2 protein-coding genes are annotated in these 1,063 nt (G+C 63.3%); both read left to right on the forward strand.

The genetic code is table 11. The features are described 5' to 3' along the window. On the forward strand, window positions 1–423 hold a 423-nt coding region (locus QPK31_RS26095; RefSeq protein ID WP_290425795.1), incomplete at its 5' end, for a phage tail tube protein. Window positions 424–531: 108 nt separating this feature from the next. Then, complete coding sequence (locus tag QPK31_RS26100) at window positions 532–987, forward strand: phage tail assembly chaperone (protein ID WP_290425796.1); 456 nt, start codon at window positions 532–534, stop codon at window positions 985–987. Window positions 988–1,063 lie beyond the last annotated feature (76 nt).

A 1,063-nucleotide genomic window follows, 5' to 3' on the forward strand; every position in this document is an offset into this window, starting at 1 on the left:
GAAGGCCTGGACACCACCGACGTCACCCTGTTCCCCGCTGGCGCCGGCCTGGGCCAGGTGCGCAAGGTCACCACCTGGGTGCCGATCACCGGTGTGACCGCGGCGGAAATCTCCGGCGGCGACGGCAAGTTCGTCGAGGTGCCGCTGCTCGACACCGACATGCCGGTCAACCTGCCGGACGGCTTTACCGCCACCACCGTCGCGCTGACCATCGCCGACGAGAAGGGCGCGCCGCATCACGCCGCACTGAAAGCCGTGTCCGACGGCGTGAAGTTGACCTGCCTGCGCGGCACCCTGCCGGGCGGCGCCGTGCTGCTGTACGCCGGCTACTGCTCGTTCAACGAGTCGCCGAGCCTGGCCAAGGGCAGCGTGATGGCCGTGAAGGCCTCGTTCTCGCTGCAGAACAAGGTCGTCCGCTACTGATCCTGGTTTGCCAGCTGGCGCCGAATGGTCGGCGCTGGCCTTTACGCCGCGGGGTCATTCCTCGCGGTCTTTTTCTTCCGTTTCACCTCATCTGAAAGACAAAAAATCATGGCAAAAGCTACCAAAATCGTCCTGGGCAAACGTCCGCAGAACTTCAAGAAGGAAGTGCAGTGCACCATGCTGGACGGCGAGCTGGGCTGCATGGAAGTCGACTACGTCTACCGCAGCCGCACCGAACTGGCCGAGCTCACCGACGAGCTGCAGGCCAAGCTGAAAAACGAAGCGAATGCCGAAATCGAGCGCTTCAACGCCGCGGTCGCCAAGGCGAAGGAAACCGGCGAAGCGATCCCGGAATTCTCGCTGACCCAGACCGAAATCGTGAAGCGTCAGTCGGCGCTCAACGTCGAGTACATCATGAAGATCGTCAAGGGCTGGAACCTGGACGCCGACTTCGATAAAGACGGCGTTGCCGAACTGGTCGACACGCTGCCGGCGATGGCCGACGCGATCAAGTCCGACTACCGCGCCGCGATCAACGAAGGCCGCCTGGGAAACTCCGTCTAATCGCTGAGGCGATGTACACGCCGGGTCCGACGAAAAAGGACCTGGCCCAGATGGAGCTCGCCGGCCTGACGCTCGA

The organism is Massilia sp. YIM B02769 (assembly GCF_030411995.1).
Taxonomy (GTDB): domain Bacteria; phylum Pseudomonadota; class Gammaproteobacteria; order Burkholderiales; family Burkholderiaceae_D; genus Telluria.